Origin of the sequence: Vibrio rarus (genome assembly GCF_024347075.1) — a bacterium.
GTDB lineage: Bacteria > Pseudomonadota > Gammaproteobacteria > Enterobacterales > Vibrionaceae > Vibrio > Vibrio rarus.
Window position 1 is genome coordinate 1,466,374 of the sequence record NZ_AP024900.1, and the last position, 24,002, is coordinate 1,490,375.

Annotated in this window: 20 protein-coding genes; 5 read left to right on the forward strand and 15 right to left on the reverse strand. The window is 44.3% G+C overall.

The window, feature by feature from the left end; all coding sequences use genetic code 11:
* Positions 1–30: 30 nt before the first annotated feature.
* The 7 genes from OCU56_RS06870 to OCU56_RS06895 all read right to left on the reverse strand — a co-directional run bounded on the left by OCU56_RS06870 (position 31) and on the right by OCU56_RS06895 (position 9,569).
* Entirely contained in the window at positions 31–789 is a 759-nt protein-coding gene (locus OCU56_RS06870; RefSeq protein ID WP_261872494.1) for a histidine phosphatase family protein, read from the reverse strand.
* Between the two features lie 462 nt (positions 790–1,251).
* Positions 1,252–2,226 carry a nicotinate phosphoribosyltransferase gene (locus OCU56_RS06875; RefSeq protein WP_261872495.1) on the reverse strand — a complete coding sequence of 325 codons (975 nt, stop codon included), beginning with the start codon at positions 2,224–2,226 and terminating at the stop codon, positions 1,252–1,254.
* A 157-nt stretch (positions 2,227–2,383) separates the two neighbouring features.
* Entirely contained in the window at positions 2,384–2,614 is a 231-nt protein-coding gene (locus tag OCU56_RS17510) for a cysteine-rich CWC family protein (protein WP_390904827.1), read from the reverse strand.
* A 130-nt stretch (positions 2,615–2,744) separates the two neighbouring features.
* The gene (locus OCU56_RS06880) at positions 2,745–3,236 is read right to left on the reverse strand and encodes a porin family protein (RefSeq protein WP_261872496.1); all 492 of its coding nucleotides are present in this window, start codon (positions 3,234–3,236) and stop codon (positions 2,745–2,747) included.
* Positions 3,237–3,310: 74 nt separating this feature from the next.
* A complete protein-coding gene (hrpA, locus tag OCU56_RS06885) occupies positions 3,311–7,216 on the reverse strand; it encodes an ATP-dependent RNA helicase HrpA (RefSeq protein WP_261872497.1) in 3,906 nt (1,301 codons plus the stop codon).
* Between the two features lie 145 nt (positions 7,217–7,361).
* On the reverse strand, positions 7,362–8,699 hold the full coding sequence (locus OCU56_RS06890) for a MipA/OmpV family protein (protein ID WP_261874786.1): 1,338 nt from the start codon (positions 8,697–8,699) through the stop codon (positions 7,362–7,364).
* 180 nt (positions 8,700–8,879) lie between these two features.
* On the reverse strand, positions 8,880–9,569 hold the full coding sequence (locus OCU56_RS06895) for a sulfite exporter TauE/SafE family protein (RefSeq protein WP_261874787.1): 690 nt from the start codon (positions 9,567–9,569) through the stop codon (positions 8,880–8,882).
* 139 nt (positions 9,570–9,708) lie between these two features.
* Between OCU56_RS06895 and OCU56_RS06900 the strand changes: the two genes are divergently transcribed.
* Complete coding sequence (locus OCU56_RS06900; RefSeq protein ID WP_261872498.1) at positions 9,709–10,158, forward strand: tellurite resistance TerB family protein; 450 nt, start codon at positions 9,709–9,711, stop codon at positions 10,156–10,158.
* Positions 10,159–10,223: 65 nt separating this feature from the next.
* Here the strand turns inward: OCU56_RS06900 and OCU56_RS06905 are convergent, their stop codons facing one another.
* A complete protein-coding gene (locus tag OCU56_RS06905; protein ID WP_261874788.1) occupies positions 10,224–10,754 on the reverse strand; it encodes a 3'-5' exonuclease in 531 nt (176 codons plus the stop codon).
* A 161-nt stretch (positions 10,755–10,915) separates the two neighbouring features.
* Between OCU56_RS06905 and OCU56_RS06910 the strand changes: the two genes are divergently transcribed.
* The 4 genes from OCU56_RS06910 (at position 10,916) to msrB (ending at position 17,660) form a co-directional block, all read left to right on the forward strand.
* Positions 10,916–11,548, forward strand: a complete 633-nt coding sequence (locus OCU56_RS06910) for a DUF2760 domain-containing protein (RefSeq protein WP_261872499.1) — start codon at positions 10,916–10,918, stop codon at positions 11,546–11,548.
* Positions 11,548–13,392, forward strand: coding sequence for an Hsp70 family protein (locus tag OCU56_RS06915; protein WP_261872500.1), 1,845 nt, complete (start codon positions 11,548–11,550; stop codon positions 13,390–13,392). The genes OCU56_RS06910 and OCU56_RS06915 overlap by 1 nt, the downstream gene beginning before the upstream one ends.
* 80 nt (positions 13,393–13,472) lie before the next feature.
* Positions 13,473–16,298: an Hsp70 family protein gene (locus tag OCU56_RS06920; RefSeq protein WP_261872501.1), complete on the forward strand. Its 2,826-nt coding sequence runs from the start codon at positions 13,473–13,475 to the stop codon at positions 16,296–16,298.
* Positions 16,299–16,505: 207 nt separating this feature from the next.
* On the forward strand, positions 16,506–17,660 hold the full coding sequence (gene msrB / locus OCU56_RS06925) for a peptide-methionine (R)-S-oxide reductase MsrB (protein ID WP_261872502.1): 1,155 nt from the start codon (positions 16,506–16,508) through the stop codon (positions 17,658–17,660).
* A gap of 168 nt (positions 17,661–17,828) precedes the next feature.
* On the opposite strand, the gene OCU56_RS06930 is transcribed toward msrB, so the two are convergent.
* From OCU56_RS06930 to OCU56_RS06960, 7 genes are all read right to left on the reverse strand, one after another.
* Positions 17,829–18,302 (reverse strand): DUF2947 domain-containing protein, encoded by a 474-nt coding sequence (locus OCU56_RS06930; protein WP_261872503.1) that lies wholly within the window; start codon positions 18,300–18,302, stop codon positions 17,829–17,831.
* Position 18,303: 1 nt separating this feature from the next.
* The gene (locus tag OCU56_RS06935; RefSeq protein ID WP_261872504.1) at positions 18,304–18,894 is read right to left on the reverse strand and encodes an HD domain-containing protein; all 591 of its coding nucleotides are present in this window, start codon (positions 18,892–18,894) and stop codon (positions 18,304–18,306) included.
* Complete coding sequence (gene rimJ / locus OCU56_RS06940; protein ID WP_261872505.1) at positions 18,882–19,475, reverse strand: ribosomal protein S5-alanine N-acetyltransferase; 594 nt, start codon at positions 19,473–19,475, stop codon at positions 18,882–18,884. Before rimJ ends, OCU56_RS06935 begins: the two co-directional genes overlap by 13 nt.
* A 4-nt stretch (positions 19,476–19,479) precedes the next feature.
* Positions 19,480–21,024, reverse strand: coding sequence for a transcriptional regulator TyrR (gene tyrR, locus OCU56_RS06945; protein ID WP_261872506.1), 1,545 nt, complete (start codon positions 21,022–21,024; stop codon positions 19,480–19,482).
* A gap of 92 nt (positions 21,025–21,116) precedes the next feature.
* Entirely contained in the window at positions 21,117–22,259 is a 1,143-nt protein-coding gene (locus OCU56_RS06950) for a YcjF family protein (protein WP_261872507.1), read from the reverse strand.
* A gap of 4 nt (positions 22,260–22,263) precedes the next feature.
* The gene (locus OCU56_RS06955; RefSeq protein WP_261872508.1) at positions 22,264–23,634 is read right to left on the reverse strand and encodes a YcjX family GTP-binding protein; all 1,371 of its coding nucleotides are present in this window, start codon (positions 23,632–23,634) and stop codon (positions 22,264–22,266) included.
* Between the two features lie 72 nt (positions 23,635–23,706).
* A complete protein-coding gene (locus tag OCU56_RS06960; protein WP_261872509.1) occupies positions 23,707–23,892 on the reverse strand; it encodes a hypothetical protein in 186 nt (61 codons plus the stop codon).
* Positions 23,893–24,002: the final 110 nt, after the last annotated feature.

The following is a 24,002-nucleotide window of genomic DNA, read 5'->3' on the forward strand; positions in this document are numbered from 1 at the left end:
TGGCGTAGACATAAAAATAATAAAAACAGATTACCAGTGAAGCCTAAATTTAGGCTCCTTTTCCTCATCAACCCAAAAAAGTGAGATGGATACCGTCGCGGCATATTCAATGGCTAAGGTATCGTAAATACCTCGGCACTGTTTCAGCCCTAGCACTAAGGAAATAATGGCGCGAATAACACCGCCATGGGTAACAATAATCGCCATGGGCTCTTGGCTTTGTTGAGAGACTTTTTGAGGAAGGTGGTCTAACTCAAGTTGGTTTATCCATTGACGCAATTGATTACACGCTTTATAAAATCCACTGGCTACTCTTTGCTCAAAATGCTGCATGGTTTCAGCATTTGGCGGCGTGTGTTGCCATGGATTTTGCCAATATTGATTCATACTGTCGCCAAACTCAGCATATAAGCGTTCAAAAGAGAGTCCGTCCCAGTCACCAAAATCAATCTCTGCCAACTCCGGCATTAATTGCAGTGCGGGCAACGTTAACCCATCACCCTGGCTAAGGTTGTCATTAGGATTGGGGGTTAAAGACGAACTCGAGACGGAAGGCTCCCTTAAATCAGATAACAGCTGCTCAGCAAACTGGCTACAGCGGTTTAATGGAGAGCTGAACACTTGGATTTGTGGCCAGTGCGGTTTAAAATCCAACTGTTGGATGCTACTGCGCATCTTCGCAAACCCTTGCTCGGTAAGCTCAACATCAATTTTGCCACGTAAAATATTACCCCCTTGGCATTGACCATGGCGTAATAACACAATTTTAGCTTGCCTTATTTTCGTCACTTAACCAGCCCTCCCTATGGCTTAGGCACTCACATCATTCGCTGAATATCATGCCCATTATCTTGTGATCTACTACAAGCACACATTGCTGAGGGAAGTGTATTGGATTTAATTGCCCTTTTACACAGTAAATCAAGATATGCTTATTTTTTATCAATTAATTCTATGGTTTACAAAGGAAAATCACGGGTAACAGGCGCTGGAAGCACCAAGCCTACATGAACTAGTTATTGGATAAACTTAGGATTTGATCAACCAAAACACACTTATGAGGGAAATAGACGTAAAGTTACCGCATAATTAGCGTTTTTTGGGTCAATCATAGCAGCTTCGACTTGATAGTTTCGTATGACTTGTTGAAAGTAGATGAGGTTCATTTCAAGCGACTCAAAGAATAGGAGATACTCTATCTTTAACTAATTCAAAAACGACTGGATCATTACAATCGCCACGGTCAATATCTCAACCTTTCAACGAAAAAGGCTTATACCCTCGCCCTACTTTAGCGATCTCTTTACCGTCAATACGCACGGCGTCAGCGGTAAAAGTATTATGGATAGTGAGTAAGGATGCGCCAACCCCATAGATGTCCACAGGGGCGTTGTGCTGTTCAAACCGTTTAATTTTAGCCACATCAAAACCAGAAGAAACAATAATTTTGACGTGTGCGCCGTTATGTTTATCCAGTGCTTCTCTTAACTTGGTCACCATATTAGGGGTCACACCAAACTCTTCATCATTGGTAAACATTGCATCGGACATGTTAGCGGAAGTGTCTACTCGCACCGAAACAAGACGCTTCCCAAATGCGGCTAATGCTTTTAGTGAGTCTTGAATAACATCATTGTTAAAATCAACCAATGCACTGAGGTCTTCATCGGGGAAAGTTTCATGGTATGCATGTAATGCTGCCACTAAATCCCCTTCAAACATTTGAATCAATGCATGAGGAATGGTACCCACTGCGTTTCCGTCATGTCTCGACACTTGCGCATCGGTAACTTGGGTTTTGATCCCGCCTAGAGCAATGGCATAGCCATCTAGTTCTTGATTAAGATAATGGTCAGCTCTATCACCCATAAAAATGACTTTTTTGCCGTTGGCCACTTGCATCACTTGGTGAGCGTTAGTTGCCAAAGAAGTATTTCGGGAAAGGATGCCATCAATAATGCCTTCATATTCCCCAAATAAGGAATAGTGCCCTTGCAACTCAAGCACCACCTCACCTTTAGCAATATGCGCCCCTTCATTTAAATGCTTAATTGAGTAGCTTGCAGTATTCGTCTGACTGTTTAGCAGTTGCAACACTTCATTCATGCCACCTAAGATTGAATCATCTAAGCGCTGAAAAAATTGTAAAGTGACCACCGAGTTCGGTTTGTGCTTACTCACTATTCTTGACGTTTTATCAAAGTATTTAGCCGAATACTTAAGCATTTTGACTTCCTTTAAAAGAGGGGCTAGGCGTGGTTGACTGTTGCATTTTTATGCACATTTAACCGCCACCTTTAAAACAGTGCCACATTAGCAACTTAATAGTGCAAGGTAAATGACTGCCGATGCAATCGTCTATAAACAGAGCAAAGATGCACTATTATTGCTGTTTTAAGGACAATTTTGCCGAAAATGTCTCAGGATTTGCCTTATAGGCCGTAATGCATGATAAGCAAATACAAGATTTACCCTGAAATTGCGTCGGCAGCAGCTGCAATAATTCTGCCGGTATATGAATATTTTGACACCAACACGGCATCAAAGACTTTGCCGTGCAGGCATTCAACTCCTGACAAAAAGGGCAACGCTGCTCATTTATGTTGTTGTTCATTTTATGCACTTATCTTCATCATCTATCATAGGAGCGACCTTGGGTTCAAAAAAAAGGCAGAGTGTTATTGAATAACATCGCTGTACTCAATAAACGCTCCACCCCTTTATGAATAGGGAACGGTTAACTCTTACAAGAAATGGAAAGTCGCATTTAATGTAAATGAATCCACATTGCCGTCACCTACCTCAAAGTTTTGGTAGCCAGCACCAACAGAAACCATGTCAATGACAAAGTATTCAACGCCAACACCGTACATAATATCAAAACCATCGTCGTCTTTAACTGCGCCAGACTTACCATTTAGGTCATAGTTATGAGCGCCTAAACGACCGTATAGGTGCACAGGGCCAAGATCGATACTTGGTTTAATACCTGCATAAAACGTTTGGAAATCGTATTTTTCCGGACCGTTTTCAAAGGTACCTAATTTCCAGTAACCTGCTTCTAAACCAATAATAGGTAAGATGCCTGTACCTACATGAAAACCAAAGGTAGAGGTGTTGTCACTTTTAAAAGAAGACTGCCCTACAGAGCCCCCAGCGTACAGCCAAGAATCTGCAGCTGCCATTGATGAAACACCCATTAGGCCAATGGCAAGAGCATATTTAACGTACTTCATTCTAACTTCCCGTTTAATTATTTCTTTAGAATCATATTATTATGTATCACAAATAAGAGTTTCGCAGTAAAGATTTACACATTATCTATCGCATTTCTTATTCGTTTGTCCGAAATCGGATACGGAGTGCCTAATTGTTGTGCAAAAAAGCTCACTCGTAGCTCTTGTAGCATCCAATGGATCTCTTTTACCGACTCTGGCACCACAGCCCCTTTCGGGATCTTGTTCTTCAACTCTTGATAGTCTCTGTTCACCGATTCTATCTTAAGAAGTTGCACACGGTCGCGATTAGGATCAATCGGCAGTTTCTCCATGCGTCTTTCTATTGCACGCATGTAACGTAAAATATCCGGTAATTTTTTCCAACCGCAATCGGTAGCAAAACCGCGATATATCAGTCCTTCCACTTGCGCTTTAATATCCGATAAAGCAAAGGCCATGCTTAAGTCTACTCGCCCTTTCAGTTTTTTGTTAATGTTGAAAGCGGTAGTTAAAATGGTCTCTACTTGCTTTGCAATATCCACTACTGTATCGCCTAACTCGGCGCGCACATGCTCTTTTAGCGCTTCAAATTGTTCTGATTGCCACACTAATCCGCCGCGCTGCTCAATAAGTTTATCCACCCCACAAGCAATGCAATCATCAATAAGATCTAATACTTTGCCATAAGGGTTAAAGTACAAACCCAGTTTTGATTTGTTCGGTAAATTTTGGTGCAGGTATTTCACCGGCGACGGCACATTGAGTAGCACCAAGCGGCGCTGACCGGCTTGCATTGCTTGCTGTTGCTCGTACTCAGTCTCAAACAGTTTAATTGCAACGCTTTGCTTGGCATCGACAATGGCTGGATAGGCTTTTACTTGATAACCCCCACGCTTTTGCTCATACACTTTCGGGATCTCGCCAAAGCTCCAAGTATGCAAGTCTTTCTGCTCTATATCATCGTCGGCCACTTTAGATAGCGTCTGTTGCACTTTCTCTTTTAAAGCGTCTTTCAGTTCATACAAATCCCCATGCTCTTTAAGCTTACGATGACGGTGATCCACCGCGCGGTAAGTCACTTTAAGATGTTCAGGGATCTGCTCTAACTTCCAATCATCTCGCACCACTTCAACCCCGGTCATACGGCGTAACTCTTTTTCTAGGCTGTCTAATAACGGCGCTTCAAGGGGAGTTACGCGGGATAAAAATGCATCGGCATAATTTGGCGCCGGTACAAAGTTACGGCGTAAGGTTTTCGGTAATGACTTGATTAAACTGACCACCAATTCATGGCGTAAGCCTGGGATCTGCCAATCAAAGCCTTCAGGTTTCACTTGGTTTAATACCGGTAGCGGTATGTGCACTGTGACACCGTCATTGTCATCCCCTGGCTCAAATTGATAGCTGAGTTTCAGTTTCAATCCGTTTTGATGCCAAAAATTAGGGTAGTCCAACTCAGTAACATGAGAGGCATCGCTTCTAAACAGCATCGCCTTTTCAAAGTTCAATAGCTCGGCATTGCTTTTACGCTCTTTATTCCACCAGCTATCAAAATGACGCCCAGAAATGGCCTCGGTAGACACTCGTTGGTCATAAAAGTCAAACAGCTCATCATCGTCCACCAAAATATCGCGGCGACGAGACTTATGCTCTAGCTCTTCCACTTCTCGTAATAATTTGCGGTTTTGCTTAAAGAAGTGGTGTTTAGTTTCCCAATCCCCTTCCACCATCGCCGAACGAATAAAGATTTCGCGGCATAAAGTAGAATCAATAGGCCCATAATTAACGGTGCGTTTTGCCACAATGGGGATCCCATACAGGGTCACTTTTTCATGAGCCTGTACCGCAGCCGATTTTTTCGACCAGTGCGGTTCGCTATAGCTGCGCTTAATTAAATGTCCTGCCAGAGGCTCAATCCATTCAGGCTGAATTTTAGCGACAATTCGACCCCACAAGCGTGAGGTTTCCACCAACTCTGCGGTCATCACCCATTTAGGCTGTTTCTTAAACAGTCCTGAGCCGGGGAAAATATGAAAACGAGCGTTACGCGCCCCTTGGTATTCATTTTTTTCTTGGTCTTTCACACCGATGTGCGACAACATACCACTGAGCAATGCGCAATGTATGGCTTCGTAGTTAGCCGGCTCTTGGTTTACTTTAATGTCTAGCTCACGCAATGACTGACTTAATTGGAAGTACAAGTCTTGCCATTCGCGCACGCGTAAATAGTTAAGATAATCTTGCTTACACTGGCGACGGAACTGATTGGAAGACAATTGTTGTTGCTGATCGATTAGGTAATCCCAAAGATTAACAAAACTGACAAAATCCGACTCTTTGTCCATAAAACGGCGGTGCTTTTCATCGGAGGCTTGCTGCTTGTCACTTGGGCGCTCTCTAGGATCTTGAATAGACAACGCAGACGCGATCACCATCACCTCTTTTGCGCAACCAAGGCGTGGCGCTTCAATGACCATACGTCCTAAACGCGGGTCAATAGGCAAACGAGCCAATTTACGGCCAATGGCGGTTAAGCGTTTACGAGGATCGGAAGCGGAACCATTAATGGCCCCCAACTCTTCAAGCAAGCGTACCCCATCTTGAATATTTCGACGGTCGGGTTTTTCAACAAATGGGAACGCTTCAATGTCACCGAGCCCTAGGGCGGTCATTTGCAAAATAACCGAGGCTAAGTTGGTTCGTAAAATTTCCGGATCGGTAAACTCTGGACGAGATAGAAAATCCTCCTCATCGTACAGACGAATACAGATACCCTCTGCCACACGTCCACAACGACCTTTACGCTGGTTGGCACTGGCCTGAGAAACCGGCTCTATAGGCAAGCGTTGCACTTTGGTACGATAAGAGTAACGACTAATACGCGCACTACCGGGGTCGATAACATAGCGAATACCCGGTACCGTTAATGACGTTTCTGCCACGTTCGTCGCCAGCACAATGCGACGACCGGTGTGCGATTGGAAGATACGGTTTTGTTCAGAGGAAGATAGCCTTGCATATAAAGGCACTACCTCAGTATCTCTAAGGTTTCGTTTATTTAACGCATCGGCGGTATCACGAATTTCTCGTTCACCGTTCATAAAGATCAGGATATCCCCCAACCCTTCATCGCACAGTTCATCCACCGCATCAAAAATGCCTTGTAGCTGATCTCGATCTTCATCGTCATCACCAGAAAGTGGACGATAACGGGTATCGACAGGATAAGTGCGCCCGGAGACTTCTATAATTGGCGCGTTATTAAAGTGTTTAGAAAACCGCTCGGGATCGATGGTTGCCGAGGTAATAATCACTTTTAAATCGGGGCGTTTCGGTAAGATATTTCTTAGGTAGCCTAAGATAAAATCGATATTGAGGCTGCGCTCGTGCGCCTCATCTATGATGATGGTGTCGTATTGATTTAAATAGCGGTCGTGTTGTATTTCCGCTAATAAGATACCGTCTGTCATCAGCTTAATTTGCGTATTTTCGCTGATCTTATCGTTAAAACGAACCTTATAGCCGACAAACTCACCCAATTGCGTTTGCATTTCTTCGGCAATGCGACTGGCCACTGATCGCGCAGCTAATCGTCGTGGCTGAGTATGGCCAATAAGCCCATTTTTGCCACGCCCTAACTCTGCGCAAATTTTCGGAAGCTGAGTGGTTTTACCCGACCCCGTTTCACCGGCCACTATCACTACTTGATGATGAGCAATGGCATCACTGATATCTTGTCTTTTTTGGCTAACCGGTAATATTTCCGGATAGTCTATATGGGGAGTGTTAGCACGACGGGATTCTACCGTCATCATTGACTTGGCAATGTCTAAAGCGATTTCATCAAACACCGCACTTTTGGCGCTCTCTTTTTTGATGCGACTGGCACCTTGAATGCGTTTAAAGAGGCGAAAGCGATCCTTAATCATGCACTCATTGAGGGCTGATTTTAATGAAGATGCGGTGTTTGTCTGTTTGTGAGGATGAGATTGGGTCAAAACAATTCCGAACTGATAACTGTGAAAGGTGAAACTGGGTAAAGTGTATCACAACAATCATAAAAAAAGCGCAGAGCATTTGCCTGCGCCTTAATAGCGAACTGAGTTGAGCTAATAATTTTATGTACAATCAAAACATACGGCGCTAAAAATCAAATTGTACGTACACCGAATTATAATTACTGCCCCCTTTGATGCGGCCATATTGTGAGGATTTTTCAAAAATCGCAGAGCGGTGATGAATAGAATATCCTAACCACACCTTATCCATTGACCGAGCGTTAAACATTGAGCCTAAATTCACATCCAATGAAAAGTCTAAGTAGTTTAAGAAGTTATTAGGTTCATAGTTTTTATCAGCAAACTCGTTTTTCTCTAATGAGTTAATCTTCGAGGTATAAGACATGCCCTCAGCTACCCCAAAACGCCAATCAAACGGCCAGGTAAAGGTGTAATAGGCTTTAATGGCTAAGATATACTCTTGACTTGAGGCTTGATCTTGATGGCTCCAGTGCCATGCAAAGCCTGGCGTTAAGTAGATGTCCAGCGGCAAACCAAACAAACTGTCAGTAAGCGGGTGTCCATAAAATAGTGAAGTAAGCTGACTGTTATAGGGATCATCTTCAATATCACCCCCAATAATATCCCCTAAATTGGATGGCGTGCCCCAACCATGGGCCACTCTCAAGTAAGGTTTATTGGATAAATGGGATTTGCGCTTTTTATCGGGGTTATTGAAAAAACCAACTCCTAAGTAATATTCCGTCTGTAACTGGCTATCAATGATAAAGGCATCCTTGGCGTTGTTATCCAAAACATGCACATTGACTGCCCCCAATAAATACAGATTGGACACCACATGATAATTGGCTCGAATGCCGGCAAAATAATCCACTCCAGCATCCACTTCTTCAAGGCCAAGGCCATAATAGGCGCTGTTAAAATCGCGGCTTTTCAAACGCAAACTGGCATGGGGTTGCAGGGTCACATCCCCAAATACATATTCTCCTTCCGTGCCAAGCGTTGTATACCAATTACCGTGTTTTTCTGTCATTAACTCGGAATAAGCAAACCAATCTTCACTGTATTGGTATTGGGCACGAATCCCCATATCAAACTCATCTGCACCATATTCATTCTGGATTTCCGCAGGGATATCAACAAAGCGCAGCCGTCCCAATAGCGATACATTCCAATCACTGTGTTGCGGTTTATATACATACCCCCCGACAGTAAGTCCTTTTACGTAGATATAGTCATTTTCAAAATAGAGCATTGGAATAAAAGTGCTGACCCGTTCGGCATCATCTAAACCGAGCACATTCACATACGGCACAGAAGCTGAGCGGACGATGCCAGCCAAACCCCATGTTTGCTCGGGGTTTGGGGATGCTATGGGGGTATCATGCTCTAAGGGCAAGGCATTGTCTGTTTCTTCGGCCATCACTGGGGAAAAACTCACAAGCGCTGAACTGACCAGCATTGAGCGCATAAACTTTGCATGAGTACACTTTAAATAAGTAAGCCTTAAATTATAAAACGTAGAGGGTGTCACTGTATTCATAGCATCCTTGCCAATAGCATTGAGATTAACATCACTACCAGTATAGGCACTGTTGTGCATAAAGTTGTGTTTTATTACTATTTAATCATTAACTTAGGATCAAAAAAGCCCTTGCCAAATGGCATAGCTACCACTGACAGCACACAACAGTAATGAACAGCGTCTCATCCATACCTTTGATAAATACTTCACACAACGCATTGCGCTCCAGTAGCCCAAAAATGCGCTGGGTATCAAGGGGATCGTCATAATGAGATGTTGCTGTGTAAATCGCCCTACCGCCATTAATACCAACAAAGAAATAATCGAACTGAAAACAAAAAAGGCCGATAAATTGCCCCGTAGGTTATTGGCATCTTGATGCTGCAACAAAAGCGCCATAGGCGGACCACCAATACCTGAACTGGTTCCCATAAATCCAGACAGAAAACCCGCCACTAACATACGCTTACCCGTAGGTTCCATCCGAAATGGCAAGGCACTGATTAATACAGCCATAAGTACAAAGACACCCAATGCCAGTGACAGCATACTGGCTGAAACGTAAAGCAAGATGATACCGCCAACAATGGAGCCTGGCACCCGAGCGTATAACGCCATTTTTAAACCACCAATACTGATATTAGTGCGATATTTAAGGGCGGTAATCACCGAAATAAACAACCCAACCAAACAAATTGGTGTGGGTATATACTCTACAGATAGATGAAATAGCAAGGGCGCGGACACTATGGCTAAGCCAAAACCAATTGAGGTCTGAACGAATGCGCCAAGAAAGATCAACAGCATGGCTAAAAGGGTTGAGGTTTCAAATAAACCTAACGGCGGCATGACTGACTCCAAAATAGTTTTGCAATTTTCGTTATTGACTTCATTCCCTTTCCTACTGCATATAATAAGGTGTTACTACAAGTTACGAGGAAAACGTATGTTTAATACGCTTCAATCTGTATTTAAAAAGCTGTTAGATGGCAACGATCTTGCTGGGCATAGTAAAGCACAACCAAAATTAGCCATGGCGGCACTACTGTGCGAGGTCACCGCTGCCGATCATACGCAAGATCCCAGTGAAATTACGGCTGAGCGACAAATGTTGCAAAAGTTATTAGATCTTTCTACTGAAGAAACGACCGCTTTGTTAGCCAACGCACGTCAACAAGCGGAGCAATCCGTATCACTGTACGACTTCACTTCTCAATTAAGAGATTTGCCTCGTGAGCAGCGCAACGAATTAATCAAAGCGATGTGGACTGTGGCCTATGCTGATGGGGTGCTCGATCCCATTGAAGAGTCGGTCATTAGGAAAGCGGCTGAGCTTATCTATGTGGATCATAGCGATTTTGTGAAAACCAAACTCGAAGTGCAACCGCCTCTTTAAGTGTCTCACCATGCTTCATTTATGATGCTTGGTGCGAGTGAGTAATACAGAGCATTCGTCATGTTTTACAACATCACTAAGGCAATTTTTGCAAGATTGTAAGCGTCAACATAACCAGAATGTTGACGCCCTTCCCAATCAATATTAAGGGCTTGTTGCGCCGCTTTGTGCCCTATGCGTTTATCTTTAAGACGATGTTGCATGCGATATAAAGTGGCCAGATTGACAAACTCAACAAAGGGAAAGTCTATGCCTTTTGCCAAACATTCTTCTTTAAAGATGAGGTCGTCTCGTCCCCAACTGGCATAAATTTTATTGGCGCCGCCAAAGTTTTTCACCATAGATTTCATCACCGCTTGCAAAGGGCGTCCCTGCTTTTCTATGGTGCGAGGGGTGATACCGGTGAGCTCAACACAAAATTTGGAGACTTCATCGTGATCAGGCTTCACATAATATTGAGCACGTTTTACTATTTCTTGCTTGGCGAGGTCGATTTCAGCTAGGCCAATTTCGATGATTTCACCAGTTATGCCCTTGCCGTTTTCATTCCAGCAACACATTTCTAAATCAAAACAAACAACTCGGTTATAGTTCATTAAATCTTGTTCATAATCGGGTTTAATTGTCGCTAAGTTTACCTTAATTTGACACACTCAATCACCAACTAAATTCATTTAACACCTTGAATTTCTCTTAGTTAACCCGCACATTTAGAGCAATTACCTTTTCCATTACCTTATCTAATGAGACTGAAATCATGATCATCGACCTATCCGTGCCACTGACTACGTTTGATATGCTGCATGCAGGTTTGGCTGCGTCCAGTGTTGTCCTACTTGCTATTGCCATTGCACGTAAGCCAAAGACCATAGAAAAGATCGTCGAAAAACCGGTTGAGAAAATCGTCGAAGTAGAAAAACCGGTCGAAAAAATTGTCGAAATTGAAAAAATTGTTGAAGTTGAAAAAGTGGTTGAGAAAGTTGTTGAAGTGGAATCAAAGCTGAAAACAGCCTCAACGGACTCGGCACTGCAATTGTTGTCTCTTTTACAACAAGAAGCGCGTCTTGTGGATTTCCTAAAAGAAGACATCTCCTCTTTTGCCGATGACGAAGTAGGTGCGGCGGCGCGTGTTATCCATAGCGGTGGCCAAAAAGTACTGAAAGATTATGTGTCACTGTCTCCTGTACGCAGTGAATCAGAAGAAAGCAACATTCACATTGTTGAGGGTTTTGATCCTCAGCAAATTCGTTTGGTGGGTAACGTGACAGGTAGTGCACCTTTCAATGGCGTGCTCATCCATAAAGGTTGGAAAGCGGATAAAATTGAGCTTCCAAAACTTGCAGAAAACTATAACGCAACAATTATTGCGCCAGCTGAGGTTGAGCTTTAATGACTGAATCTTCAAAATATATCGTTGGTATCGATTTAGGTACTACTCATAGTGTGTTGTCGTTTGTTGATAAGCAACAACAAGACGGCAAAGTTCAAGTGATGCCTATCGCCCAACTGAGTGCGCCAGGGCAAGTAGAAAATCACAACCAACTGGGCTCATTTATTTACCAGCCTAGCGAACACGAAATGGGCGCAGGCTCACGTACACTGCCATGGACAGACTCTCCGGAAGCTCTAGTCGGTTCGGTGGCAAGAAAATTGGGCAGCAAGACCCCTATTCGTTTAGTTGCGAGCGCAAAATCTTGGCTTGGACATGCTGCCGTTAACCGACGTGAAGCCTTCTTACCCGCGGGCAGTCCTGAAGAAATAAGTAAAATTTCGCCTTTGCGCGCTACAGAGCTTTATCTTGAGCACTTGATGCAAGCTTGGAATCATCAGCATCCTGAACACTTATTGCAAGATCAAGATGTTACCATTACCGTTCCCGCCTCTTTTGACCCTGCAGCCCGGGATCTCACAGCAGAAGCGGCACGTAATCTAAACCTGCATCATCTCACCCTGCTAGAAGAGCCACAAGCGGCGCTGTATAACTGGATTGAAAAGACCGGTGACGACTGGCGCAACCAATTGAGCGTTGGCGATGTGGTTCTAGTGGTCGATGTGGGTGGCGGTACTACCGATTTATCTTTAGTAGCGGTGACCGAAGAAGACGGCAACTTAACTCTAGAACGTGTCGCTGTTGGTGAGCATATCTTACTGGGCGGTGACAACATGGATCTCGCTTTAGCTTACCGCATAAAAGTGAAAATGGCGCAGCAAGGTAAAGATCTACAACCTTGGCAAATTCAAGCCATAGTCCACGCCTGTCGTGATGCCAAAGAAGCCCTATTAAACGACAAAGAGCTAAACTCTGTGCCGATTGTTATCCCAAGTCGTGGCTCAAAGCTAATGGGTAGCACATTAAAAACAGAGCTAACCGGTGAAGAGGTACAGCAAACTTTAGTTGATGGTTTCTTCCCTGTTGTGGATATTGATGAACATCCTAAACAGGCGCGTCGCGGCGCATTAACTCAAATGGGTCTACCTTACGCTCAAGATGCCGGCGTAACACGTCACATTGCCGCTTTCCTTAGCAAACAAGCGGAATCAACGGCCGATGTCTTTGGCGGCATGTTTGGCTCTGATAAGCCTGAGTTTATTAAGCCTACCGCTATTTTATTTAATGGTGGCGTATTAAAAGCCGACGCCCTTTCTGAGCGTTTATTTGAAGTCATTAACCTTTGGTTATCTGGCGCTGACGCACCGCAAGCGAAACTTTTACTGGGTTCTGATCTTGATCTCGCCGTATCATCAGGCGCGGCTTATTACGGTCAAGTGCGTCTCGGTAACGGCGTTCGCATTCGCGGCGGTATCGCTTCTAGCTATTATGTGGGTATTGAAAGCGCCATGCCGGCTATTCCAGGAATGGCTCCGCCGATGGAAGCCCTTTGTGTGGCACCATTTGGTATGGAAGAAGGTTCCGCGGCAGACGTACCGAGTCAAGAGTTTGGCTTGGTAATTGGTCAGCCTGTGCATTTTCAGTTTTACGGCTCCACCGTGCGTCGTGATGACAATGCGGGTACCCATTTGGATTATTGGCAAGATAATGAGTTGGATGAGTTGCCTGAAATTCAAGTCACTTTAGATGCTCAAGAAGGTCGTGAAGTGGGTGAAATTGTAGCGGTGAAACTGGCTTCTCGCGTTACCGAACTTGGCACCTTGTATCTTGAAGCTATCGCTCAAGATAATGGACAGAAATGGCATGTAGAGTTTAGCGTTCGTGAAGAATCCCCTTCTGTTTAGCCTATAATTATTATCTATAATTCCTCCAACAGCACTGGTTCATTCAGTGCTGTTCATTCTATTCTGGCTTTGAGTTAACTATGGCACCGTCAAAAAAATCTCGCTTTCTGGTCGGCATCGATCTTGGCACCACCAACACTGTGGTTGCCTTTTGTGAAAACAGTGAACCTTTAAAAGATTCACCCCTGCAACTATTTGAAATTGACCAATTAGTGGGGCAAGGTGAAGTGGCTCGTCGCCCTCAGCTGCCCTCTTTTCGCTTTCATGCTACCCCTTCGCAATTTTCACAAGATGCCCTGCAACTGCCATGGACACAGCCTGCGGTTGATGGTGATATTGAGCATGTCATCATTGGTGAGTGGGCTCGGGAACTGGGCTCTCAAGTAGAAGGTCGTCAAGTATGCAGTGCCAAGAGTTGGCTCTCCCATAACAATGTGGATCGCGAGTCTGACATCTTACCTTGGGCAGGTGCTGATGATGTCGAAAAAGTCTCCCCTGTGATTGCCAGTGCCAGTTACTTAAATCATATTCGCCACGCATGGAATCATCGCAATCCCAGTCATCCTTTAGAAGAGCAAGAAGTGGTGATCACCGTTCCGGCCTCTTTTGATGAAACGGCGCGTAACTTAACTCTCAAAGCGGCCAAGCTTGCCAATCTAAGTCACGTTCTATTACTTGAAGAGCCACAAGCGGCTTGCTATGACTGGTATGCCCGCTTCGAACAGCAAGATAATCCCGATCTTTCTGATATCCCACTCATCTTAATTTGTGATGTGGGTGGCGGTACTACGGATCTTAGTTTGATCAAAGCCAACTATACCGATGGTCAGTTAAGCCTAAGCCGTATTGGTGTAGGTGAGCATTTAATGCTGGGTGGCGATAATATTGATTTGGCGCTAGCGCACATCAGCGAGCAAAAACTCAACAATAAAACCCCGATGAAAGCTCAAGCATTAGGCAAACTCATCTCACAAACCCGAGCGGTAAAAGAGAGTTTACTTAGCCTAGATGCTCCAGAAGAAGGTAAAGTCACTATTTTGGGTGGCGGTTCGCGTTTAATTGGTGGTGCGCGCAGCGTTGCTATTAGCAAACAAGAAGTGCAACAACTTGGTTTAGAAGGTTTTTTCCCTAATATTGAATTGGATCAACTGCCTAGCCATAAACGCAGTGCCGTGGTTGAATTTGGCTTGCCTTATGTGTCTGATCCTGCGGTGACTAAACATGTGGCACAGTTTTTAACACAGCACCAAGCCGCTTGCCAAGATGCACTCAATGCTCAATCACAAAAGACCCTGTCACAAAATACCCAGGCAATCCCCGTTGCCCTCTTGGTTAATGGCGGTGCATTTAATAGCCCGTTAATCAAGCAACGTATGCTCGGTGTGCTAGAACATTGGCGCGGTGATGCGGTCACGCTGTTAGATAACCCGCATCCAGATTATGCCGTTGCCTATGGCGCTGTGGCTTACAGTAAAGCCCGTCGCGGGGCACAACTAAAAATCGGTGGTGGTAGTCCCCGCTCTTATTTTTTACATCTACCAAGTAAAAAAAGCCAAGCACTCTGTTTACTTGGTAAAGGGGCCGAAGAAGGCACTGAAATCCGTTTAACGGGAAGACGTTTTGCCCTCACTTTAGATCAGCCCGTGCGCTTTAACTTGCTCACCACCACAGTAGATGCTCTCAGTGATGCGTCCATTCCCAACAATGGCTCACTGCATGGGGTTGATAGTGATTTAATGCAAGCACTGCCCCCTTATGTCGCCTCGCTAGACAGTGGAAATGATGAGCACTTATCTGCAAATCAAAAACGGCGTGTGGAAGTGCAACTCAGTAGTAAACTCACCGAAGTGGGAACCCTACAACTTGAGTGTGTTGACATCAACAACGATGAAAACCGCTGGCAAGTAGAGTTTGAAGTGCGCAATCAGAAGACGGTGAAAGAGCAGGAGATCCCTGTCAATTTACAACAATCAAAAGCTCTGATTTCCACTTTATATAGCGGCAGTAAAAAACAGACCGACACCAAACAAATCAAACTGTTACCTAAACAATTAGAACGCAATTTAGGTAAACGCGAGCAGTGGGATCTCATGACCTCTCGCCATCTGTTTGATGCTTTAGCCTTGGGTAAAAAACGTCGCCGTCGCTCTGAACCTCATGAAAAGAACTGGCTTCGTCTTGCTGGATTTAGCCTAAGACCGGGCTTTGGTGACCCTGTAGACTCATGGCGTATGGAACAAGTTTGGCCGTTATACCAGCAAGGTATCCAGTTTAAGAATCAACAAGGTTGGAGTGATTGGTGGGTATTCTGGCGCCGTGTCAGTGGCGGTTTAAATCAAGAGCAACAAGAGAACATTCTTGCTGACATTGCTAAATACTTACACCCTGGTGCATTGAAAAACCCGCAATCAGCCAAAACCGCCCATGAACATGGCTATGAAGGTATGGTGAGATTATCGGCTTCTCTGGAGCGCTTGCACTTTGAAGATAAAACCCTGCTGGCAAATTGGTTTATGAGTAAAGCCACTCATAATGAACAGTACCGCGATGCACATTGGTGGGCGTTAGCGCGTCTAGGCAACCGACGCCCGTTATACGGCAGTCAACACAATGTCATTCCAGTTGCTGAAGTACAAGCGTGGATTGTGCGCTTACTGGAGCTTGATTGGAATAAGCAAACCATGGCGGCTTTTGCAGCTGTGATGATGGGTGGTAAAACGGGTGATAGAACACTGGATATTCCAGCTGAGCTTCGCGCGGACATAGTGGCAAAAATCACGCACAGTAAAGTTCCGCAAACTTGGCTGCAGTTACTTGAAACCAAACAAGATTTTAACCAAGAAGAAGCACAAAAAGCCTTTGGCGATACCCTGCCAGCTGGTCTACAACTGCTTCGAGATGAGTAACAGTTACCCATTACGGTTACTTTCATATTGAACTTATGCTTACCCTGTCAACGTGACAGGGTAACTAAGTATTTTCCCCTCATTTCAATCTCGCTCCCCTTTCCCTTCGTATACCTGAAAACTACACTCAATTTATTGGCATGAAATTTTTTGTCGATTGCAGCGTTCTAATATAAAGACAACTTACGCAAGGGATACGAGGTTTGTATGAAACGACTGTATAGCACACTGTTAGCCATTATCATTGCTTCACCATTTATTTGGCTGATACCGGCAAGCACTTTAGCCAAAGACAGTACATCGACAACAGCAATGGACACTGCCACCAATATTGAAACCGCCACACTGGCCGGTGGTTGCTTTTGGTGTACTGAGTCTGACTTAGAAAAATTGCCCGGCGTCATCAATGTAATTTCAGGCTATGCTGGTGGCACTCAAACAAACCCAACCTACAAACAAGTGTCCGCCGGAAAAACGCAACATATTGAAGCCATTCAGCTCACCTTTGATGCCGATAAACTCAGTTATAGGCAAGTGCTCGATCAACTCTTTCGTCATATGGACCCAACCGATGACCAAGGTTCATTTGTGGATCGTGGTCGCCACTATCGCCCTGCCGTTTTCTATCATAACCAACAACAATACGATATCGCGGCCAAATTTATCAAAGACGTGGATGCGTTAGGGGTATTTAAAAAGCCTTTAAAAACAGAGCTCATTCCATACAGCACATTTTGGAAGGCAGAAGAGTATCACCAAGATTATTACAAGAAAAACCCCATTCGATATAAATACTATCGACATGCATCGGGCCGAGATAACTACCTAGACTCGATTTTTGGTAAAGACCGACAAAGCAATGGCGTCACCTTAATATCAATGATTGATGGTGCAGCAGCCGTGCAAAGTCCATCTTCTCGCGCTAAAAAATACAGTAAGCCAAGTGATGCGCAATTAAAACAGCAGTTAAGCAAGGTGCAATATTACGTGACGCAACAAGATGGCACTGAGCGCCCTTTTAAAAACCCATATTGGGATAATAAAAAACCAGGCATCTATGTGGATATCGTATCCGGTGAACCCCTTTTCAGCTCCACCGATAAATACCGCTCTGGCACAGGTTGGCCAAGCTTTACTAAACCCATAGACAAGCAATTCATCACCGAGCACAAGGATAAATCTCTATTTTATACTCGCATTGAGCTTAGAAGCCGCTTTGGGGATTCCCATCTAGGGCACGTATTTGAAGATGGCCCTGAGCCAACGGGTTTACGATATTGCATCAACTCAGCGGCACTTAAATTTATACCTAAAGAGCAGTTAGCTGAAATGGGATATGGGGAGTATGTGTCGCTGTTTTAACTGACAATATAAACAGCTAGCCAACCGCCTTCATTAGGGTGATTACGGTTGTCTGGCTGTTTGTTTCACCTAGTATTTGCCATCCGTATTTTACAGTGTGTTTTTTCATAAACACTGTACGCATTGTACGCAGTAGCTTCTATGCCGTCACTACAGCTATAAACTCACTTAAGGGCGATTGCCTAATTTAACTTGCCCATCGGTGCTAAACCACAAGGCTTGTTTGCGACGGCGACCGAGTAGGATTGGGCCATCATCGAAAAATAGGAAGTTCTTCCAATGTTTTTTGAATATCGCCCATGTTGTTTGCACTACGTTGTATTTTTCGTAGCAAAAATAGACGGTGACATCATCTTGCCAATCGATGTGTTCGGTAATCTCTGTTGGCAACTCTTCGTTATCCGACTCCCATTGGCTCATCCAGTTAACCGAATTGGACCAGTTTGCGTCTCTGGTTGGCCAATCTTGGCTACTCATGCGTTCGGCGTCTGGACTTTGCTTGCTGACGTTATCTTTCCAGAACTGCGCACTTTTACCTTGGCTCATAGGCAGAATGGCGGCTAAATCTTGCTCTGGAATAGGCATGGATTGGTGGGTAAAGATCCACTTACGGGAATAGTCATCTAAAGATATATAGTCCATATTACTCATCTTTTAACCAGCCGTTTTCCACGGCTTCGTCTATTATTTGTAGCGCTTTCTGCCATAGGGTTTCGGAGCCCTGCTGAATGCGACTATTAATGGCGATCACTTGGCTGCGCTTCACTTGATGCTCAACCCAGCTTTGCCCTTGATTATGATAGTTCAAAAACATTGGAATAAAGCGATCTAATGCTTTAGCAAACTTAGCATCATCGGAAATGGCAGCTTCGAACTCATCCCATATACTGCGTAATTCTATGCTCTGATCATCCGGTAAAAAACGAAACAGTCTATCGGCAGCCTGCAACTCATTTTGTTGTTGTTCTTTGGATGCGACGGCGTCATACACAAAGGTATCTCCCGCATCGATTTCCACAATATCATGCAAAAGTAACATTTTGAGTACGCGGCTGATATCCACCTGACTATTGGCGTGCTCTTGAGTTAATAGCGCCATGGTGGCCACATGCCAGCTGTGCTCGGCACTATTTTCTAAGCGGCCTTGAGCGCTTTTCACTCGGGTACGTCTTAGAACATTTTTTAATTGGTCGATCTCTTTCAACATTTCTAACTGCTGATTTAATCTTTGCATGCTTCTTCCCAATGTTGATTAATTAATGATGACTGCACATGGTCCTGCCAGTGGCCATCGATCAAAAGGTACTGCCTTGCTACCCCTTCTTCTTCAAAGCCTACGCGCTTTAATACATTTGCACTTCGTTGATTTTGACTAAGATAAGAGGCCTGAATTCTATGCACGTTAAAAGAGCGGAAAACATAATCGCAAGCCATTTTCAGACTGTAGTTCATCAGCCCTTTCCCTTGCGCCTGTTCATCTAAAGAGTAGCCAAGATGACAGCTATGATAAGGATAACCAATGATCTGACTAAAAATCACCACACCCAATACCTTACTTTCCAGCGGGTCAAGGATCAGCACAAACAAGCCTTGCTGGTTTTCCTCCAATTCTTTTAATAGGGTAATTTTATGTTTCCACCCTGAAACTGTATGAAAATGTTCATCTCTAACAGGATCCCAAGGTTTAAAGAATTCTCGGTTACGTACAAAGTAGTCACACAGCATTTTAGCATCACTATGCCCTACAGCGCGTAACGTGGGCTCTGATATGGAAGTACTTTGGTGAATAATGGTCGGTTCAAAACTACAAAACATTCCCTTACTTTTTCCCAATATCATAATCACGAAGCTTATTGGCAATGGAGGTATGAGACACATTTAAACGTTTAGCCAGCTTTCTACTTGATGGAAATGCTTGATACAGTTTGTCTAGCACCTGAGACTCATGACGTTTCATAATTTGCTCAAGGGAGCCTTCCATATCAATCTTCCCTTGCCCATGATGTAAATTATCTAAAGTAGGCAAATGAAAATGGTGAGTGGTGAGTTCAATTCCGTCAAGTTCGGTCAATGCGCGAAGAGCGGCGTTGTCTAGCTCGCGTATATTACCCGGCCACATGTAGCTGTTTAAGGCATCCATCAGGCTTGCTGAACATGTGGGCTTTTCAATGCCCAATTGGCTACTGTGTTTAAGCAATAGCATATCAAGCAGTGGCGCTATGTCGGAGGTACGCTCTCGTAATGGAGGTATATTTAAATTGAGCACATTCAGTCTAAAGTACAAATCTTGACGGAAAGTACCTAGCTCCATCAACTGCTCTAAAGTATGCTTGGTTGAGGCTATCACCCGCACATCCACACTCACTTCATTGTCTTCACCGACACGCCTAAACGTGCCATCTTGTAAAAAGCGCAATAACTTGCTTTGCAGATGCGCGGACATTTCGCCAATTTCATCCAAAAATACGGTGCCACCATCGGCATTTTCAAAAATACCTTTATGAGGTTTTCCTTGATTCAGCGCCCCTTCCGCATGACCAAACAGTTCGGTTTCGGCCACATCATCTGGCATAGATGCACAGCTTAATACAATAAACGGATTATTGGCTCGGTGTGAGCGAGCGTGACAGGCACGGGCTAACATCTCTTTGCCAGTGCCCGTATCCCCTTCAATGAGTAAAGGTTGATCTAACATAGACAGTTTTTTAGCTTGTGTTATCAACGCTTTGTGGCGATTTGACACCCCCACAAAATGTTCAAAGCCAAGAGGGTCATGATCGGCGACTGACTCAATGTTTCCCATATTATGACGCGATGGTCTGAGTTGAAAAACGGTGCTGGTATGAACGGCGGTGTCGTTATTTTGTTGTAAATGAACAGGAATCACTTCCAGTAGATAATCGATGCCAGAGACAACGATGTTATGCTTTTCTCTGGTTGCAGATTCATCTAGCCACGATTGATAAGGGAATTTAGGTAAGATCTGCCCAATCGTTCCCCCCACTAACGACGGCACGAAACTGTGAAACAGCTGTTTGGCCTTTTGATTGGCCATAGCAATTTGACCATTAAGGCTCACAGAAAGCAGCGCCTCAGACAAATTATCCAACACAGCGGTCAGTTCTGTATTTTTTCGTTCACTGGGCATAAATTGAATGCGTCTCACATCGGAGACACCATCAATTCGCCTAATTTGCGCCATTAAACTGCTAAAAGAGTCAAAATCGAGTTCGGGACAATTTAGGTAGATAATGCCTATGGGGTCAATATCTATCCCTCGCAAGTCCAAATTTTGTGAGGTCAATATATCTAATAGTTCGCGAGTTAAACCTAAGCGATCTTCACACAATACTTCTAAACGCACGTCCGACTCTCTAGTGTTCAATAATGTTTACATGAGTGTCTAGCAGAAGGCCGTTTCAGTCAAGTAATATCAAGTTTTATAAGGGTTTAACCCTAGTCAGAGCTCTCAGAATTTTGTAAACGATGCTTAACAGAAAGAAAAACCTGATCGCGTACATCTTTAAGGCGCAATTGGTTTCCCTCAGAAAATGGGATGGGTCTCATCAATTGTACCGCTTTTATTCCCAATCGAGCGGTCAATAACCCCACCCCAACACCTTGAGCGGCGCGACTTGATAATTTTGCGGTTAAATCCATCGATAGCAGATCCATTCCTGCATCCAGAGCCAGCTCCGTGCCCCCTGCGGCAGCCATATTCATCAAGGTTAATCGTAATAACTGAATACGCGACCAGTAACCCAACTCAACACCGTACTCTTTGGCGATTCGGTTAATTAATGAAATATTACGCCACGCAACCAGCATCATATCTACAGCGGCTAATGGGCTAACTGCCACCATGACCGCCGCTTCCGACGAATATTTAGCAATGGCTTTATTCACTTTTTCATCAATTGGCGACAACACATAGCCCTGATACAGCTCAAGAGTGTCACGGTCGGAGTGGTTATCGGTGCAGTGTTGTGACCACTGCGATAAGCCTACATTTTCCACACCTTTCGCCGTTAAGCTACGAGATAAGGCATCACAAAATGCACTGGCCTTACCATAACCATTTTCATCAAAGATCTGTTGCGCTTTCATCACAGTATCACCCTGACGGCGTAAACGGCGCATTTTGATAAGTTCGCCAAGCAGTGCGCCTGCACCAATGAGCGCGCCACCACTTAATAAGGCGCTCCATGCGAGCCCTAAATAATCCATTGATTGAAAGGAATGAATCACTGAATCCACTAACTGCCATGCGCTCAAAGTGCCCAAGGTAGCAAATAATAATTTCCATTTAAGGGGCACTTTCTTTTTAGTAAATAAGGTCTGTACTTTCTCTTCAATGTCATCTGCAGCGCCCTCTTGCTGTGAGGCAACTAAGGGGTCACTTTTAATAAACTCATGCTCGGCAAACGTTTGTTTTGCACTTAAATCTGGCTCAGGCTGCGTATTGGCACCATCAGCAAATAAGTCATCACCGAATTGGCGGGGATCCTCTTTAGACGAAGCCGGTTGCTTCGCACTTTTTTGCGACGAAAACGCATCAGACGTTGCCGAAAAAACTTGTTTTTGTTTATATTCGCTCACAGCGCTACCTTAATTTATCACCTAATAAAAACTGCATCACTTTATCCATACCTATATGAGGTAATGGTTGTGTTTCTAGCGCATCTTTTGGTCTGAAACTTGAAAAATCAAAGCCTTGTTTTTGCCAAAAATCCGCTTTCGGCAACGTCGCTGGCACCTCACCTGGGTACAAAGTCACAGACTCCCCCTCCAATGTGGTGCCATGTATCACCGGCGTTGCCCCTGATTTTTGCTCAACAAACCCTGTATCGGTGGATTGAATAGAGGCAAATGGAATGCACTCCATCGCAACACTTTCAAAAGAAACATGCTGCCAAATGGGTTGCACCAAATGGCGCAGTAACAAATTCAAGTTAGCGTGCTGATCTGGGGTAATGTGGTCGGCTTTGGTGGCAGCAAACAGCAATTTATCCGTGCGTGGGGAAAACAAACGGCGCAGCAAACCATTTTTACCATAGCTAAAGCTTTTCATGATTTCTGTTAATGCGATTTGCATGTCACAAAAAGCGTGCTCCCCTTGGTTGAGTGGCGTTAGGACATCCACCAGCAAAATCTGCCGATCAAATGACGAGAAGTAATCACGATAAAACGGCTTAATCACTTGTGATTGGTACTCTTGATAACGCTTAACCAACAAACTAAGCGCGCAGCCCTTGGCGGGCTTTTCTTCACTCACATAAGGGAAAAACAGCACGACTGGTGCCTCGGCAAGTTCACCCGGTAACACAAATCGTCCCGGTTGAATGAGCTGATAACCTTGAGATTTTAGGCTCAGCAGTAATTGGGTAAATTCTGTTGCTACACGATTAATTAACTTATCGTCTTGTTCGGCGAGTAAATCCAGTGTTGCAGCACGCTCAAGCCAAGCCTTTACCTCAGGCAAGTCTATTTGCCGTAAACGGTGAATCTGTTGTTGTGACCAATGAGTAAAGTCCATATCTAACATAGGAAGATCAAGCAACCACTCTCCTGGGTAATCCACTAGATCAAGATATAAAGTGGCGTTACGACTGAGTAATTTGCGGGCTTTACTGCGTGGTTTGTATTTGATGGCAATGCGAATCTCACTCACGTCACGAGTGGGCGTAGGCCACTGAGGGGGCGTCGCCCGTAGCGACTCATAAGAAGCATCGAGATTAAAGCGGGCCGTAAGCAAGTTTTTTTGCGGTACTCGTCTTGCACCTAGTAATCGTCCATCACGACTTGCGGTAAGTAGCGGTAGGTTATCATGGGTCGAAGTGTGCAACAGTTGATCGACAAATGAGGTGATAAAGGCGGTTTTTCCGGCACGAGAAAGGCCGGTGACACCAATTCTAAGGTGTGCATCCAGCCCTCTATTAAGTAATTGTTTTGCTTCGCTTGTTATTTTGTTCATATCACGCTCCTAGCTTCAAGATATTGAATTCGAATCCAAATATCCAGTGTTAGAGCGCAACATTAACAAGATTTAATCATCTACGATGAGCTTATAGATAACAAATAGAGACAATTCGAGAAGTAATGTCAATACAATGGTAATAGTAATGTATTTCTCATGAAAGATAGCAATTCCATTCAGAATTAAGTCGTAGCAAAGAAAGCCGCCAATAACGATAGCAACGATCATTTGAAGAATTTTTACAAAACGTGGCATAACATCCCCTGTTAAATAGAGTCACTGTTAATTGTATCAGCTATCTCGCTGAATTCTCGGTAAAAAGCGCAATCTTTGGTTTCATCGAGTATGCAGATCCTATCCGTTAA